Source organism: Curtobacterium sp. HSID17257, assembly GCF_003989515.1.
Lineage (GTDB): Bacteria > Actinomycetota > Actinomycetes > Actinomycetales > Microbacteriaceae > Curtobacterium.
Window position 1 is genome coordinate 1 of sequence record NZ_RBLU01000080.1, and the last position, 15,645, is coordinate 15,645.

A 15,645-nucleotide genomic window follows, 5' to 3' on the forward strand; every position below is an offset into this window, starting at 1 on the left:
TGGTCAGGGTGCCGGGGCCGCCGGGGAGCAGCTGCGTCGCCGGAGCCGACCCGTCGCGTTCGAGAGCCCGGAGGCGTCGGGCCGCCTCGGCCGCGGTCGGTCGCTCGGACGGGTCCTGCGCGGTCATCACGTGCAGCAGCGTCCGCCACGCGGTGGGCAGGTGCTGGTCGATCTCGGGACCCCGTGTGAGCCGCGCGGTGGCGGACTCGACCGCCGTGCCGGGGAAGGGCCGTTCGCCGGTCAGGCACTGCAGCAGGAGGAGCCCGAGGGCGTAGACGTCGGCCTGGCCGGTGACCTCGCGGCCCAGGACCTGCTCCGGGGAGATGTACGCGGCGGTGCCGATCACGGTCCCCGTCCCCGTCACGCGGGCGGCGTCGCGGAGCAGGGCGATGCCGAAGTCGGCGAGCTTGACGTGCTCCCCGTCGCTCTCGAGCAGCACGTTCGCGGGCTTCACGTCCCGGTGCACGATGCCCTGCGCGTGCACGGCGGCGAGCCCCTCGGCGACCTGGGCACCCATCCGGGCGGTCGTCGTGGTGTCGAGGGGTCCCTCGCGCAGCCGGGTGTCGAGGTCGCTGCCGGGGACGAGCTCCATCACGAGGTACGAGTCGCCGTCCTCGTCGTCGAGCGCGGCGTCGTACAGCGTGACGAGCGACGGGCTGCGGAGCGCGGCGAGGGTGTGCATCTCCGCCTCGGCCCGGGCACGTTCGCCGTGGTCGACGGCGCCGATCCGGAAGACCTTGACGGCGACCTCGCGGCCGAGCTGCTCGTCGACGGCGCGGTAGACGGAGGCCATGCCGCCGTGCCCGAGCGTGCCGGTGACGCGGTACCTGCCGCCGAAGACCCGTTCTTCCATGCGGGTGAACCTACCGTGGCGACCTGACCGGGCGTGCCGGTCCGCCGCCGCGACGGACGGGTTCCGCGCCCCGGTGCAGGGCCGTCAGGTAGAGCCGGTGCGCTGTGATGACGAGCGCCAACCACGCCAGCCCGAGCGCCCACGCGGCGAGGACGTCCGTCGTCCAGTGGTGCCCGAGGAACACCCGCGAGACGCCGATCGACAGCACGAAGAGCGTGCCGACCACGATCGTCCACACGCGGGTCACCGTCCGCGACTGCCGGAGGATGAGCAGGTAGACGATCGTGCCGACGACGACCGTGGCGTTGAGCGTGTGACCGGACGGGAACGACGGCGAGTGCTCGTACGGCGGCACCGCGTCGGACAGCGGCGGACGGGCACGGCCGATCAGGTCCTTGCCCGCGATCGTCATGAGGAGCGAGCCGCCGCTCGCCGCCACGAGCAGCACCAGTGGGGTCCAGGCGCGGCGCTGCACCGTGAAGCCGATCAGGAAGCACACCGCGACGATCGGCATCCCGATCGTCCCGGCGATGTCGGTCCACCACGTGACCGCGCGGTCGGCGAACGGGGAGCGCAGGGTGAGCATCCAGTCGAGCACCGGACGGTCGAGCACGGCGACGTCGTCGGACTCGCGGACCGCGTCGTACACCTCGGACGCCGCCCAGGTCGCGGTCACCGCGATGCCGATGCCGATCAGGAGCGTCAGCACGAGCAGCGGGAGCGCGCCGTACCGGCGGCCGAGCGCGGCCCAGGCCTCGGCGACCGCGTGACCGGCACGCGAGCGCCACGACGTCAGGTCGACGGTGCCGAGGTGCCGGTCCGCGTCGACGGCGGAGCGCTCGTCGCGGTCGACCCGCCCGGCGGCCGCCGCGAGTGGGTCCGTCGGGTCCTCGTGGTCGGCACGCTGCATCGTCCCACCCTGCCCGTCGGACGCTGCGAGCACCCGGACCGGACCACGCTGCGTGCGCAGGGGCCGTGCGGCCGACCTCAGTCCTTCGCCGCCCCGTAGTCGCGCACCGTCGACACCGTCAGGGGGAACACCACCGGGAAGTCCCGGAAGAGCAGGCGTCCGGCGTCGACCGCCGCGGCGCGGACCTGCTCGGCCACGAACGCTGCGTGCTCGACGGGCGTGTGCACCACGAGCTCGTCGTGCACGAAGAACACCAGGTGCGGGCCGACCGTCAGCGGGCCCGGGAACCGCGTCGCGAGCCGAGTGCGGAGCGACCCCATCCACGCCAGTGCCCACTCGGCCGCCGTGCCCTGCACCACGAAGTTCCGCGTGAAGCGCCCCCAGCTGCGCGCACGTCCCTCGACCGCCCGCTGCTGCGCCGGGGTGCCGTCCACCGACCACGCGCGGTTCCGTGCGGCGAACCAGGCCTCGTCGGGGACGGGTGACGTCCGGCCGAGCAGCGTCGTGACGGGCTCGCCCCGCTCCCCGGCGCGGGCAGCGCGGTCGACGAGGCCGAGCGCCGCGGGGAACGCCCTGGCCAGCCGCGGCACGAGCCGTCCGGCGTCGCCCTGGGTCGCGCCGTACATCGCGCCGAGCATCGCACCCTTGGCCTGCTGCCGGGTCTCCACGGCACCGGAGGCCACCACGCCGTCGTACAGGTCCCGCCCGTCCCCGGCGGTGGCCATGGCCCGGTCGCCGGCCATCGCCGCGAGGACCCGCGGTTCGAGCTGCGCCGCGTCCGCCACGACGAAGGCCCACCCGTCGTCGGCGACCACCGCGCTGCGGACGGTCCTCGGCAGCTGCATCGCGCCGCCACCGTCCGCCGCCCAGCGGCCGGTGACGACTCCGCCGACGACGTACTTCGGGTGGAACCGCCCGTCCTGCACCCACTCGTCGAGCCAGGCCCAGCCGTTCGCGGTGAGCAACCGGGAGCGCTGCTTGTACTCGAGCAGCGGTGCGATGACGGGGTGTTCGAGCTCCTGCAGCTCCCACTTGCGCGTCGACGACACCATCAGTCCGGCTGCTCGGAGCGACCGCAGGACGTCGGCGGGCGAGTCCGGGTTGAGCCCGGGGTCACCCAGGTGCGCGCGGATCTCCACGGCGAGCTCCTCGAGCCGCCGCGGCCGGACCCCTGCGGGCACACGCGGTCCGAGCTCCTGCTCGAGCAGGCGCTCGTGCACGTCGGCGCGCCAGGGCAGCCCGGCGTGCAGGATCTCGGCCGCGACGAGCGCCCCGGCCGACTCCGCGGTCGTCAGCAGGCGCAGTGCTCCCGGGGTCGTCGACGTGGCGATCGCGTCGAGCTGCAGCCGGAACTCGGTGACCGGGTCGGCCGTGTCGTCGGCCGGCACGACAGCGAAGAGCGCGTCGTCGAAGAGCCGGGCCTGCGTCGGGCGGGCGGGGCGGGCCTCCTGGCCGGCGGCGTCCCACGTGTCGACCGGGGCCGCCGCGAGGGCGGTGCCCCGTGCGGCGAGCGCGCCGCGCAGGATGCGCCGGCAGAGCCGGAGGTCGATGCAGCGGCCCACGCGTCCGCCGGCCGCCAGGACGGCCGGGTACCAGCGGGCGGTGTCGTCCCAGACCCAGCGCACGTCGGGAGCGTCGTGCGCGGCGACGAAGGCCGGGAGGCCCGGCTCGTCCAGGCGCGTCGGCGCACCGGCCGACTCCCCCGCGTCGGTCAGGGGCGTCGCGGTGACGCCGCCGTCGACGCGGCGGAGGACGAGGTGCACCCGACGATCATCCTCCCTTCCGCGAGACGCAACGTCAGCGGGTGCTCGCAGCGGTACATCGCTGCGCGGTGTCGCCGAGGTTGCGTCGTGCGGAGGCGGGAGGCGGAGGGGGAGGGCTCAGTCGGCGTGGTGGGGGTCCTCCGCCGCGTCGGTGCGGGGATCGGTGCCGGCGGCGTCGCCCGGCCGGACGGCGGCGGAGTCGGCGACGTCGATGCGGACGTCCCCGTCCTCGGCGCGGGAGACCTCGACGCGCGGGTCGGCGTCGTGCTCGTCCGATCCGGACATACGGCGCAGGGTGTCCTGGCGGCGCTCCTCGAAGGACATGTCGACGCCGTCGCCGAGGTGGTCGTGGTCCGTGTCGCTCATGGGACCGACCGTACCCGCGGCCACCGCACCGACGCTCGGCACCGTACTTGAGCGACCGTCGGCGATTTGGTGCGCGAATCGGACAGACGCCATGGTGGAGCGATGGAGACGGAACGCGCACGAGCACCACGGTGGCGACCGGTCCCCGCGGACGACGTCCCGATCCACGCGGTCGTCCGGTACCGAGACCGGGGGCGGCTCGTCGCCGGCACGGCGGTGGACGTCCTCGACACACCGGGGCGTCCCGCCCTCATCGTCCGCGCGGACGACGGGCAGCACCACGTCGCGCCGCGTGCCGTCCCGCTGGAGATGCGGGTCGTCTGACCGCCCGGTCGCGCCCGTTCAGCAGAGCGGGACGTTGACCGCCAGACCGCCCATCGCGGTCTCCTTGTACTTCGTGGACATGTCGGCGCCGGTCTGGCGCATCGTCTCGACGACCTGGTCGAGCGACACGTGGTGCACACCGTCGCCGCGGAGCGCCATCCGGGCCGCGTTGATCGCCTTGTTCGCGGCGATCGCGTTGCGCTCGATGCACGGGATCTGCACGAGACCACCGATCGGGTCGCAGGTCAGCCCGAGGTTGTGCTCCATCGCGATCTCGGCGGCGTTCTCGACCTGCTCGGGCGTCCCGCCGAGCACCTCGGCCAGCCCGGCCGCGGCCATCGACGCCGCGGAGCCGACCTCGCCCTGGCAGCCGACCTCGGCGCCGGAGATCGACGCCCGCTCCTTGTAGATCGAGCCGATCGCCCCGGCGGTGAGCAGGAACCGGACCACGGCGTCGTCGCGGTCCTCCGGCGCGACCTCGGAGACGTACGTCAGCGCGTAGTACAGCACCGCGGGGATGATGCCGGCGGCGCCGTTCGTCGGGGCGGTGACGACCCGGCCGCCCGTGGCGTTCTCCTCGTTGACCGCCATCGCGGTGAGGTTGACCCACTCCATCGCGAAGAGCGGGTCGTGGTGCGGGTCGTCGCGGGTGAGCTGCTCGTGCCAGTTCGCCGCGCGACGACGGACCGTCAGTCCCCCGGGCAGCGTGCCGGTGCGGCGGATGCTGCGGTCGACGCTCTCGCGCATGACGTCGTGCACGTGCAGGAGTCCGGCGCGGACCTCGGCCTCGCTCCGGGTGGCGGTCTCGTTCGCCATCGCGATGCCGCTGACGGGCATGCCGGTCACGGCGCAGGCCGCGAGGAGCTCGGCGCCGCTCGAGAACGGGTGCGGGACGGCGTCGTCGACGGGGATGGCGGCCTCGGCCACGGCGCCCTCGGTGTCGGTCGTGACGAACCCGCCGCCGATCGAGTAGTAGGTCTCCTCGGCCAGGACCGTGCCCGCCGCATCCGTCGCCCGGAGCCGCATCGCGTTCGGGTGCCGGGGCAGCATGGTGAGCGGGTGCAGCACGATGTCGGTCTGGCGGAACGGCACGGTCGCGCCTCCCGCGAGCCGCAGCGCGCCGGTCTGCTCGAGCTCGTCGAGTGCGGCCGCCATCACGTCGGGGTCGACGGTCTCGGGGTCGGACCCCATCAGGCCGGCGAGCACCGCCCCGAGCGTGCCGTGCCCCTGGCCGGTCGAGGCGAGCGAGCCGTACAGGTGGACGTCGAGGCCGGCCACGGGGGCGTCGGCGAGCCCGGCTGCGAAGGCCGCTCCGGCTCGCATCGGCCCGACGGTGTGGGAACTCGACGGGCCGATCCCGACGCTGAACAGATCGAAGACGGAGACCGGCACCCCGCCACACTAACCCGTCCGGACGGCGCGGCTCCGGAGCAGCGGAAGTGGACCGCTCCATCGGCACGGGCGTGGGAGACTCGTGCCATGCCCATCCTCCACAAGGACATGCAGGTCTGCATCTCGCTCGCTGCCCGCCCGAGCAACATCGGCACGCGCTTCCACAACTTCCTCTACGACGAGCTCGGGCTGGACTTCGTCTACAAGGCGTTCACGACGTCCGACCTGCCCGGCGCGGTCACCGGCATCCGCGCGCTCGGCATCCGCGGCTGCTCGGTGTCGATGCCCTTCAAGGAGGCGATCATCCCCCTCGTCGACGTGGTCGAGGAGTCCGCGGCCGCCATCCAGTCGATCAACACCGTGGTGAACGACGGCGGTGTGCTCACCGCGTCGAACACCGACTACGAGGCCGTCGCGTCGCTGCTCCGCACGCACGAGGTCGACCCGTCGGCCCGCGTGGTCCTCCGCGGGTCCGGCGGCATGGCCAAGGCGGTCACGGCGGCGTTCCGCGGCGCGGGCTTCGAGCAGCTGACCGTCGTCGCGCGCAACGCGGAGACGGGTGCCGCCCTCGCCGAGCAGTACGGCTTCGACTGGGTCGAGACCGAGCAGGCAGCACCGGAGGCCGACGTCCTGGTCAACGTCACGCCCCTCGGCATGCGCGGTGCGGACGAGGAGGCACTCGCCTTCGCGCAGGAGCGGGTCGAGGCCGCGGCCACCGTCTTCGACGTGGTCGCGTTCCCCTCCGAGACCCCGCTGGTCCGGGCCGGTCGCGCCGCCGGTGCGCGCGTGATCACCGGCGCCGAGGTCATCGCACTGCAGGCAGCGCGCCAGTTCGAGCGGTACACGGGCGTCGCCCTGACGGACGACCAGGTGCGTCGGGCGAGCGAGTTCAGTCGCGCAGAGTGACCGGATGACGGTCTGGAGGCTCGTGGCGGCGCCGCCACGAGCCTCCAGACCGTCTAGTGGACGCCCGCGCGACCCTCCGCGACCCAGCGGAGGCGCCGGATGCTCTCGTTGTTGCGGATCCAGATGCCGGGCTGCGCGATGAGCCCCGGGACGAGCGACCCCGGGCCCCGGACGGGGTTCTCACGCAGGGTCACGCGGCTCCCCCGCGGATGCGGTTCCACCTCGACCTCGACGCGGGCCTCACCGACCGGCCAGCCCTTCGCCTGGATCACCAGGCGACGCGGCTCGTCGACCTCGAGCACGATCGTCGTGTCGTTGATCAGGAACGGCCAGATGCCGAACGAGTGGTGCAGCTCCGTGCCGACGGCGGGCCACCCCGGGTCCTGGCCGCGCATGCGCGAGGCGCCGACCACCCAGGTCGGGTAGAGCCAGCCGTCGCGGAGCACGTCGAAGACGGCCTCCGGGCTGCAGTGCAGGATGCGGACGTTCTTCGCCATGGTTCATTCCTCCGGTGCGAGGTCGACGTGCTCGGACAGTCCGAAGGTGTGGCGCAGCGCACTGCGGGCCGCGTGCCAACCCGCCATGCCGTGCACACCCGGACCGGGCGCGGACGCCTCCGAGCACAGGTACATGCCGCCGCCCATCCGCCACGGGTCCGACGACAGGACGGGCCGCTTGACGAGCTGCCAGAAGCTCGCGGCCCCGGCGGCGATGTCGCCGCCGACGTAGTTCGGGTTGTACTCCCCCATCTGCACGGCCGTGCGGCTGCTCGACTGCAGGATCGTGTCGCGGAACCCGGGTGCGAAGCGCTCCACCTGCCGCACGATCGAGTCGGTCGGGTCGACGTCGGAACCCGCCGGCACGTGCGCGTACGCCCAGAAGACGTGCTTGCCGCGGGGTGCACGACCCGGGTCGACCACGGTCGGCTCCGAGCCGAGCACGTAGGGGCGTTCCGCGTGCCGACCCTGCGCCACCGCCCGCTCCGCCTCGGCGATCTCCGCGCGGGTGCCGCCGATGTGGACCGTGCCCGCCTTCCGCAGCTCGGTGTTCGTCCACGGCACCGGGTCGGACAGCGCGAAGTCGACCTTCGCCGCCGCGTTGCCGAACCGGAAGCGGCGCAGTGCCCCGCGCTTCGGGGTGGGGATCTGCTTCCCGGCGATGTGGAGCATGCCCGGGACGCTCGTGTCGAAGAGGACCGCCTTCGCCGGGGTGAGGTCGGCGAGCGAGCGCACCTCGCGGCCGGTCTCGATCGTGCCGCCGTGCGCGACGAGGTCGGCGGCGAGCGCGTCGACGATCGCCTGGCTGCCGCCGATCGGCACCGGCCACCCGCGGGCGTGCGCGTACGACCCGAGCGACAGCGCGGCCGCGGCGGTCGACAGGGACGGCATGTGCTGGATCGAGTGCGCGGCGACGCCCGACACCATCGCGGGCGCGACCTCGTCGCGGAAGCGGGCGTTCCACGCGGCGCTGCCCTGCTCGAGGGCGCGGAGGCCGAACCGCAGGACCGTGAGCGGGTGCCGCGGGACGTGCAGCAGCGCGTCGGTGGCGAAGTCGGCGACCTGGTCGGCGTTGCCGGACAGGGGCGCCATGAGGTTCCGGAACGCCCGGCCGTCGATCCCGAGGCCCTCCGCGGTGCGCTCGAGGTCCCGGTAGGCGATGCCGGCGCGACCGCGGTCGAGGGGGTGGCCGTACTGCACCTCGGGCAGCCGGAGCTCGATGCGGTCCTCCATGCGGAAGAGCCGGAAGAACTCGGACTGCAGCGCCATCGGGTGCACCGCGGAGCAGACGTCGTGGTGGAACCCGGGCAGCGTCAGCTGTGCCGTGCGGGCGCCGCCGCCGATCGTGTCGTTCCGCTCGACGACCTCCACTGACAGGCCGGCCCGCGCGAGCGTCACCGCCGCCGCGAGTCCGTTCGGTCCGGCACCGACGACCACCGCATCAACCATGTGTCCGAGCCTAGGGACCGGTGCCCCCGCGAGCGGTCAGGGGCGGGCGGTGTCCACGTCGGCGGGGTCCGTGCCGTCCTCGGGGCCGTCACCCTCGTCGGGTTCGTCCGCGTCGACGGGCGTCGCGACCGGTGCCTCGGCGCCCGCCGGGTGCTCGGCGAGCAGCGCCGCGAAGTCCTCGTCGAGCATCTGCTGCAGCCGTTCGTCGCGGCCGATCTCGTAGTCCTCGGTCGGACGCTGCGCCCACCCGAGGCGTCCGACGACAGTCGTGCCGATGTCGTCCCACGCCCGGGCACGGGCCTGCAGCACGATGCGGTCGACGAAGCCCTGGTCGTCGCGCCGCCGGTCGAGCATCTCGGCGAGCTGCTCGTACGTGGCCTCGCGCGTGCGGAGCTTCAGGTCGTCGCCGCGCTTGTAGTCGTGCTGGTGCTGCGAGCGCCCCCGCTTGTTGCTCGACGTCGACCGGATCTCGCGCATGCGGGCGGCGTCACCGCGCTGCTCCTCGGCCATGCGGTGCAGTTCCTCGCGGGTGGCCTCGGCGATGACGGCGTGGTCGAAGTACCCCTGGTCGCGGAGGGCGTTCGTGATGATGCGGTTCGCCACGGCGACGGTGACCGCGGCCTTGGCGATGAGGAAGCCCTCGTCCACGGCACGCTTCAGCTCGACCTGGCTCACGGGTCGGTCGCGAACGTCGTTCCTGGTGCGTCGTCCGAACAGGGCCATGCTCCGACGATACCGGCGTGCGGCCGTCCGTCCGCAGGGGGACCCGCGATCACACCCCGGAGGGACGCGCCGCCACGTCGACGACCCGTAGCGTCGATGCCATGACCACCGTGCAGCACACCCCCCGGACCGGCCTCGGCACCGCGAGCCTCGTGCTCGGGATCTGCTCGCTCCTCGCCGGCTGGACCTTCTTCGCCCCCGTCGTCGGCCTCTGCCTCGGTATCGCGTCCCGCAGCCGGGAACCGATGGCGCGCGGCCGGGCGGGGTGGGGGATCCTGCTCAACCTCGTCGCCCTGGCGGTGTGGATCCTGGTCGGCGTGCTGCTCGTCCTCGGTGGCACCTTCGCCGTGTGGTCGGGTGCGACCCAGGGTCGCTGACGGCCGTCAGGTCACCAGCCCGTACACCGCCACGTCGACCCGCCGGGGTCCGAGCGGCAGGGCACTGCGCAGCGTCCCCTCGTGCACGAACCCGAGCCGCTCCGCCAACGCCCGACTCCGGACGTTGTCGACGCCGGTGCGGACCTCCACCCGGGCGCTCCCCCGCTCGCGGGCGACGTCCACCAGTGCGGAGGCGGCCCGGTGGACGATGCCCCGGCCCTCGTACCGCTCGTCGATCCAGTAGCCGAGCGACGCCTGGCCCAGGTAGGGGTCGAGGGCGAGCGACGCGGACCCGACGATGCGTCCGTCCACGCGGATGACGCAGGGGACCGCGCGGTCCATCGCGTACTGCCCGAGGAGCTGCTCGGTGTGCAGCACGAGGGAGTCCCGCGAGACCGACGCCCACGCCCAGGGCTCCGCCGCCCGCAGCCGCGCGAGGTTGGCCTGCACGAGGTCGTGGACGGCGTCGACGGTGCTCAGGTCGCGCAACGACAGCGCGTACCCGTCGCCGAGGTCCCGTCCCGAAGCCGTCACGCGTCCGACACTATGCACGCGGACCCGGCACGTCCGGAGTCGGGAGGTCCGGCACGGACGCAGGACGCGACGCGACGCGACGTGATGCGACGCGACGCGACGCGACGCGACGCGACCGCGGTACCGCCGACGCGATCGAAGCGACCCGGCGGACGACGGGAGGCGCGGCACCCACCGGCACCGCGCCTCCCGTCCGACCGCCCGTCCGTCAGGGCGCCGTGATGAAGCCCTTGTCCACCATCCATTCGAACGCGACGTCCGCCGGCTCGCGCCCCTCGACGTCCACCTGGCGGTTCAGCTCCTGCAGGGCCTCGTCGGTGAGCTCGGGTGAGATCTGGTCGTACACGTCGCGGAGCTGCGGGTACTCCTCCAGCGTCTCCGAGTCGATCACGGGCGCGACGTTGTACGCCGGGAAGAACCCGCGGTCGTCCTCGAGCACCGTCAGGCCGAGCGACTTGATGCGGCCGTCGGTGGTGAAGACCTCGCCGAAGTTGCACTTGCCCCGGTCGGTCGCGGTGTACACGGTGCCGGTGTCGAGGATGCTGACGTTCGACGTCGGCACGCCGTTCTCGCCGGACCCGCCGAGCTCCAGCCCGTACTTCTCGAGCATCGGCTTGAAGCCGTCCGCTCGGGAGTTGAACTCCGACTCGACGCAGAACGTGCGCTGGTCGACCGGCAGCTTCGTGATGTCCGAGAGGGTCTTCACGTCGTCGAGCTCGGACACGGCCTCGTCACGCACCGCGAACGCGTAGGTGTTGTTCATCGGCGCGGGTTCGAGCCAGGTCAGCCCGTTGCCAGCGTCCTCGTCCTTGACCGCCTGCCACTGCTCGGTCTTGTCCGGGATCCCCTGCTCGTGCGCCATGAACGTCAGCCAGGCGGTCCCCGTGTACTCGTACGTGAAGTCCGCGCCGTGCGAGGTCATCAGCTCGCGCACCGCGACCGACCCCGGCACGTTCGTCTCGTCGGTGACGTCGAACCCGGCCGCCTTCGCGGCGAGGACGGCGATCTTGCCGAGGACGAGCTGCTCGGTGAAGTTCTTCGACGTGACGGTCAGCTTCGCGTCGTCCGGCAGGTCGTCGATGCGCTGGATCGACCCCGGGGCGGCGCCCGGCACGAAGGACGCGGCGGGCTGCAGGCCGCAGCCGGTCAGGACGAGGGCGCTCGCCCCCGCCACGGCGGCGGCGGTCACCCAGCGGCGACGGGCGGACGGACGGGAGGCGCGGCTCGCGTCCCGCGGTCCGGCGTGCGTCGAGTCGGCGTGCGTCGCGTCGGCGTGCGTCGCGTCGGCGGGCATCGTGTCGGCGGGCATCATCGGAGTCCCTTCGGTCGTGCGACCGTCTCGACCACGCGGCCGATCCAGTCGATGGTCAGGGCGAGGAGCGCCACCAGGAGCGCCCCGGAGACGAGCACCTTCGGCAGGAACAGGTTCACGCCCGTGGTGATGAGGAGGCCGAGGCCGCCCGCCCCGACGAAGGTCGCCAGGCTCGCGGTACCGACGAGCAGCACCAGTGCCGTCCGGATACCGGAGAGCATGACCGGGACCGCCAGCGGCAGTTCGACCTTGAGCAGCACGCTGAGGGCGCTCATGCCCATGCCCCGGCCGGCCTCGACGAGCCGGTCGTCGACGCTCTGCACACCGAGCATGGTGTTCCGGAGCACCGGCAGGATCGCGTAGAGCACGAGGGCGACGACTGCCGACCAGCTGTTCAGGCCGAGCCAGGCCGCGAGCAGCACGATGAGCCCGACCGCGGGGGCCGCCTGGCCGAAGTTCGCGACGGCGATGACGGTGGTGCTCGCCCGACGGAAGGGCCCGCGGGTGAGCAGGACCCCGAGGGGGATGCCGATCACGAGCACGAGCACGGTGGCCTGGAGCGTCAGGACGAGGTGCTGGCCGGTGAGCTCGAGGATGCCCGACGGGTTCAGGGTCGAGCGCTCGGTCGCACTGAGGTCCGCCGTGTTCAGCCAGACGACCCAGGCGGCGAGGACCACCAGGATCGCGATCGGCTGGACGAGCAGCCCCTTCCACGGGGTGCGCTGCGCGGTGCCCGGGCCGGCTGCGGCGGGGGCGTCGGTCGCGACGGTGGTCACAGGTCCTCCCCGGACGTCGCGACCGTCGGGGCCACGGGCGAGGACGGCAGGGTCTCGATCGGGTTCGTGTTCGTGCCGACGGGCGTGTACGCCTGCTCGTCCGCCGCGGCCGCACGGGACCGGGTGATGGCCTCCATGACGGTCTCGACGGTGATGACGCCGCGGAAGGCGTCGCGGCGACCGGTGACGAGCGCGGCACCGGCGCTCGAGACGAGCATCGTGTCGAGCGCGTCGTTGAGCGTCGCGGCCTCGCCGACGACGGGCAGGGCCGGGTCGATGCCCTCGGGGATGCGGTCGAGGCGCTCGAGCTGCCGACGCGACGGCCAGCCGATCGGGCGCTGGCGGCGGTCGACCACGACGGCGTGCCCGTGCCGTCCGGCCTCGTCCATGCGCTGCAGGACGGCCTTCGCGTCCTCGCCCGGCGAGCAGGTGACGGCGTCGACGACGTCGACGTCCCGCACGCGGTTCAGCGTCAGCTGCTTCAGGCCGGCGCCGGAGCCGATGAAGTTCTCCACGAACTCGTTGGCCGGCTCGGCCAGGATCCGCTCCGGGGTGTCGTACTGCACGATGTGCGCGCCCTCGGTGAAGATCACGATCCAGTCGCCGAGCTTCACGGCCTCGTCGAAGTCGTGCGTGACGATGACGATCGTCTTGTGCAGTTCCTCCTGGATGCGCAGGAGCTCGTCCTGCAGGCGCTGCCGCGTGATCGGGTCGACGGCACCGAACGGCTCGTCCATGAGCAGGACGGGCGGGTCGGCGGCGAGCGCCCGGGCCACTCCGACGCGCTGCTGCTGGCCGCCGGAGAGCTCCCGCGGGAAGCGGTCGCGGTAGGTCTCGGGGTCGAGCGAGACGAGGTCGAGGAGCTCGTCGACGCGGGCGGCGATCTTCTCCTTCGACCAGCCGAGCATCTTCGGCACGATCGCGATGTTCGCCGCGACCGTCATGTGCGGGAAGAGCCCGCCGGCCTGGATGACGTAGCCCATGCGGCGGCGGAGCTCGTCCCCGTCGATGCTGGTGACGTCCTCGTCGCCGACGACGATGCGCCCCTCGGTGGGCTCGATGAGCCGGTTGATCATCTTGAGCGTGGTGGTCTTGCCGCAGCCGGACGGGCCGACGAGCATGACGACCTTGCCGGCCGGGATCTCGAGCGTGATGCCGTCGACGGCGGGCTTCTGCTGCCCCGGGTACCGCTTGGTGACCTCGTCGAGCAGGATGCTTCGACCGGTCACGTCCCCCTCGGGCGCGGTGCCGGATGCGTGGTCGGTGCTGGCGTGGTCAGTGCTGGACACGGATACCTCTCGGGGTGGTCAGGCGGCCGAGGCCGATGAGGAGCAGGTCGAGGACGAGGGCGAGCAGGACGACCCCGACCACCCCGACGACGACGGAGTTCAGGGCGTTGGCGCCGCCGAGCCGGGAGAGCCCGGAGAAGATGAAGCCGCCGAGTCCGGGGCCGAGCGCGTAGGCGGCGATGGCGGCGATGCCCATCACCATCTGCGCGGACACCCGCACGCCGCTCAGGATGATCGGCCACGCCATCGGCAGCTCGACCTGCAGCAGGGTGCGCATCCGGCTCATGCCGATCCCCCGCGCGGACTCGACGACGGTCGGCGGGATCTCGGCGAGGCCGACCACCGCGTTCCGCAGGATCGGCAGCGTGGCGAAGAAGACGACGGTGACGACGGACGGCACGACGCCGAACCCGAGCGGCACGATGAGCAGACCGATCACGGCGAACGACGGCAGGGTGAGCCCGACGGCGGACACCCCGTTCGCGATCGACGTCAGTTGCGGACTGCGGTAGACGAGTGCTGCGAGCACCACTGCGATGAGCGTGGCGAGCACGGTGCACTGGACGACCAGTGAGAAGTGCTGCCACGACGAGAACCAGATCTGGTCCCATCGCTCCACGACGTACTGGAACACGGTGTGTGCACCCCTCCCTGGTCGGCCGAACGGCCCACAGACCGGGGCACGAACCTGACCGACCGTACGCAGGCGAGGGGGTACTTGACCAACGGCAAGCAACCGACCCGTGCAGATGCTGCAATTCCACGCAGGGAGAAAGCCCCGGTCAGGGGCAGGTGCCGGCCCCTCACCTGGGAGAACGGTAACGATGTCGAGCGGCGGTCGGCTACCCGGGCGTCCTGCGTCGGAACGGGGACGGCCCGTCGTACGGGGTACGACGGGCCGTCCGAGGGCCAGGGAGCGCCGGGGGCACCCCTCACCCGGACACGGGCACGGGCACGGGCACGCGACGAGCGGCGACCCGCTCGGCCTCGTGCACGGCGACGCGTTCCGCGGTGAGGAGCAGTGACGCGACCTCCGCGCCGGTGCGCCCGGGGCGGTCGTTCCAGGTGGTCAGGTCGCGGACCCGGGCCATCCGGACGTCCGGCGCCGGACACCAGACGACCGGTCGGCCCTCGTCGGCGGCCAGGGCGTGCCACACGAGGTCGAGGGCGCGCTGCACCTGCTGCGAGTGCACGACGTGCGGTCCGCCCGCCGCCGAGACGACCGCGCCGACCAGGCAGGCTGCGACGAGCGGTCGGCCCTGTGCGGCGAGCGCCGCGGCGCTCGACGCCTTGCGCAGCCGCCCGTGCTCGTCGAGGTAGGCGAACCACGAGTGCTGGATCCACCCGCGTTCGACCACGCCGCGCGCGCCGGTGAGGAGGCGTTGCAGGTCGTCGAGCTCGTGCAGGTGGGCGACCGCGCGACGGTCACGGGCGACCGCGCGACGGACGGCCAGGCGGTCGAGCAGGCCGCGCAGACCGGTGCGACGGGTGGCGGCTCGGGCGGTGTCGGCTCGGGCGGACGGGGCGGGAGAGGCGTCGGCGTCGACGTCGTGCGGGACGCGGAACTCGAGGGTCATCAGGCCCCTCCGATCTCCAGTGCACGGACAGGTGAGGGAACGGTAACCCCTGCGGGCTCAGCCGTCCAGCACCGCGTCGATCGCCCGGGCCGCGACCGTCCGGAAGGCGTCGTCGTCCGTCACGGCGAGCGCCGACGCGATCGACACCGCCCATCCGCGCGCCCGGGTCCAGGTGTCGGGGTCCGCGTCGACGAGCGTCGCGAACGTCCGTGCGCCGGCGTCGTCGAGCGTCAGCCACCGGGTGGCGAGGTCGACCGCCGGGTCCCCCGCGGTCACGTCGCCGAAGTCCACCACCGCCGACAGGCGTCGGTCGCCGAGGGGCGTCGGCTCGACGAGCAGGTTGAACGGGTGCAGGTCCCCGTGCACCCAGACGGGAGGCCCGGCGTGCGTCGGCGCACCGGCCGCGGTCCGCCAGAGCGCGGCCAGCTCCACGGCACGGGGCACGTCCTCCTCCGCCAGTCGCGTCAGGACGGCGTCGCTCCGCGTCGCGAGCGGGACGGCGCGGACCGGGTTGACGGGGGCGTCCGGCGGGGCGGGCACGTGCAGGCGGGTCACCACGGCGGCGAGGTCGCGGGCGACCCGGACCCCCTGGGCCCG

The 15,645-nt window shown here is 73.2% G+C and carries 18 protein-coding genes; 3 read left to right on the forward strand and 15 right to left on the reverse strand.

The genetic code is table 11. The features are described 5' to 3' along the window. From D8M35_RS11815 to D8M35_RS11830, 4 genes are all read right to left on the reverse strand, one after another. Positions 1 to 853 (reverse strand): serine/threonine-protein kinase (locus D8M35_RS11815; RefSeq protein WP_148113364.1); only part of this gene is annotated, 853 nt, incomplete at its 3' end. A 10-nt stretch (positions 854 to 863) separates the two neighbouring features. Then, positions 864 to 1,763 carry a phosphatase PAP2 family protein gene (locus D8M35_RS11820; protein ID WP_126892049.1) on the reverse strand — a complete coding sequence of 300 codons (900 nt, stop codon included), beginning with the start codon at positions 1,761 to 1,763 and terminating at the stop codon, positions 864 to 866. A gap of 77 nt (positions 1,764 to 1,840) precedes the next feature. Continuing rightward, complete coding sequence (locus D8M35_RS11825) at positions 1,841 to 3,526, reverse strand: bifunctional 3'-5' exonuclease/DNA polymerase (RefSeq protein ID WP_126892050.1); 1,686 nt, start codon at positions 3,524 to 3,526, stop codon at positions 1,841 to 1,843. Between the two features lie 117 nt (positions 3,527 to 3,643). Next, entirely contained in the window at positions 3,644 to 3,892 is a 249-nt protein-coding gene (locus tag D8M35_RS11830; RefSeq protein ID WP_194074875.1) for a hypothetical protein, read from the reverse strand. A gap of 102 nt (positions 3,893 to 3,994) precedes the next feature. On the opposite strand from D8M35_RS11830, the gene D8M35_RS11835 reads away from it, so the two are divergent. Next, entirely contained in the window at positions 3,995 to 4,216 is a 222-nt protein-coding gene (locus D8M35_RS11835; RefSeq protein WP_126892051.1) for a hypothetical protein, read from the forward strand. A gap of 18 nt (positions 4,217 to 4,234) precedes the next feature. Here the strand turns inward: D8M35_RS11835 and D8M35_RS11840 are convergent, their stop codons facing one another. Then, a complete protein-coding gene (locus D8M35_RS11840) occupies positions 4,235 to 5,608 on the reverse strand; it encodes an L-serine ammonia-lyase (protein WP_126892052.1) in 1,374 nt (457 codons plus the stop codon). An 87-nt stretch (positions 5,609 to 5,695) separates the two neighbouring features. Here D8M35_RS11840 and D8M35_RS11845 point away from each other — a divergent pair, with 87 nt between their 5' ends. Continuing rightward, positions 5,696 to 6,514 carry a shikimate 5-dehydrogenase gene (locus tag D8M35_RS11845; protein WP_126892053.1) on the forward strand — a complete coding sequence of 273 codons (819 nt, stop codon included), beginning with the start codon at positions 5,696 to 5,698 and terminating at the stop codon, positions 6,512 to 6,514. Between the two features lie 53 nt (positions 6,515 to 6,567). On the opposite strand, the gene D8M35_RS11850 is transcribed toward D8M35_RS11845, so the two are convergent. From D8M35_RS11850 to D8M35_RS11860, 3 genes are read right to left on the reverse strand one after another with little or no spacing between them, the layout of a single operon-like run. Beyond that, positions 6,568 to 7,011 (reverse strand): SRPBCC family protein, encoded by a 444-nt coding sequence (locus D8M35_RS11850; RefSeq protein ID WP_126892054.1) that lies wholly within the window; start codon positions 7,009 to 7,011, stop codon positions 6,568 to 6,570. A gap of 3 nt (positions 7,012 to 7,014) precedes the next feature. After that, entirely contained in the window at positions 7,015 to 8,460 is a 1,446-nt protein-coding gene (locus tag D8M35_RS11855; RefSeq protein ID WP_126892055.1) for an NAD(P)/FAD-dependent oxidoreductase, read from the reverse strand. Positions 8,461 to 8,496: 36 nt separating this feature from the next. Next, positions 8,497 to 9,183 carry a hypothetical protein gene (locus tag D8M35_RS11860; RefSeq protein WP_126892056.1) on the reverse strand — a complete coding sequence of 229 codons (687 nt, stop codon included), beginning with the start codon at positions 9,181 to 9,183 and terminating at the stop codon, positions 8,497 to 8,499. 101 nt (positions 9,184 to 9,284) lie between these two features. Here D8M35_RS11860 and D8M35_RS11865 point away from each other — a divergent pair, with 101 nt between their 5' ends. Beyond that, complete coding sequence (locus tag D8M35_RS11865) at positions 9,285 to 9,560, forward strand: hypothetical protein (RefSeq protein WP_126892057.1); 276 nt, start codon at positions 9,285 to 9,287, stop codon at positions 9,558 to 9,560. A 6-nt stretch (positions 9,561 to 9,566) separates the two neighbouring features. Here the strand turns inward: D8M35_RS11865 and D8M35_RS11870 are convergent, their stop codons facing one another. From D8M35_RS11870 to D8M35_RS11900, 7 genes are all read right to left on the reverse strand, one after another. Next, positions 9,567 to 10,094, reverse strand: a complete 528-nt coding sequence (locus tag D8M35_RS11870) for a GNAT family N-acetyltransferase (RefSeq protein ID WP_126892058.1) — start codon at positions 10,092 to 10,094, stop codon at positions 9,567 to 9,569. 208 nt (positions 10,095 to 10,302) lie between these two features. Continuing rightward, the gene (locus D8M35_RS11875) at positions 10,303 to 11,406 is read right to left on the reverse strand and encodes a glycine betaine ABC transporter substrate-binding protein (RefSeq protein WP_238638212.1); all 1,104 of its coding nucleotides are present in this window, start codon (positions 11,404 to 11,406) and stop codon (positions 10,303 to 10,305) included. Then, entirely contained in the window at positions 11,403 to 12,110 is a 708-nt protein-coding gene (locus D8M35_RS11880) for an ABC transporter permease (RefSeq protein WP_238638213.1), read from the reverse strand. Before D8M35_RS11880 ends, D8M35_RS11875 begins: the two co-directional genes overlap by 4 nt. A 68-nt stretch (positions 12,111 to 12,178) precedes the next feature. Next, the gene (locus tag D8M35_RS11885; RefSeq protein WP_202976552.1) at positions 12,179 to 13,471 is read right to left on the reverse strand and encodes an ATP-binding cassette domain-containing protein; all 1,293 of its coding nucleotides are present in this window, start codon (positions 13,469 to 13,471) and stop codon (positions 12,179 to 12,181) included. Beyond that, on the reverse strand, positions 13,458 to 14,105 hold the full coding sequence (locus D8M35_RS11890; protein WP_066657303.1) for an ABC transporter permease: 648 nt from the start codon (positions 14,103 to 14,105) through the stop codon (positions 13,458 to 13,460). Before D8M35_RS11890 ends, D8M35_RS11885 begins: the two co-directional genes overlap by 14 nt. 298 nt (positions 14,106 to 14,403) lie before the next feature. Next, on the reverse strand, positions 14,404 to 15,048 hold the full coding sequence (locus tag D8M35_RS11895; RefSeq protein WP_126892060.1) for a hypothetical protein: 645 nt from the start codon (positions 15,046 to 15,048) through the stop codon (positions 14,404 to 14,406). A gap of 57 nt (positions 15,049 to 15,105) precedes the next feature. Next, on the reverse strand, positions 15,106 to 15,645 hold a 540-nt coding region (locus D8M35_RS11900; protein ID WP_126892061.1), incomplete at its 5' end, for a phosphotransferase.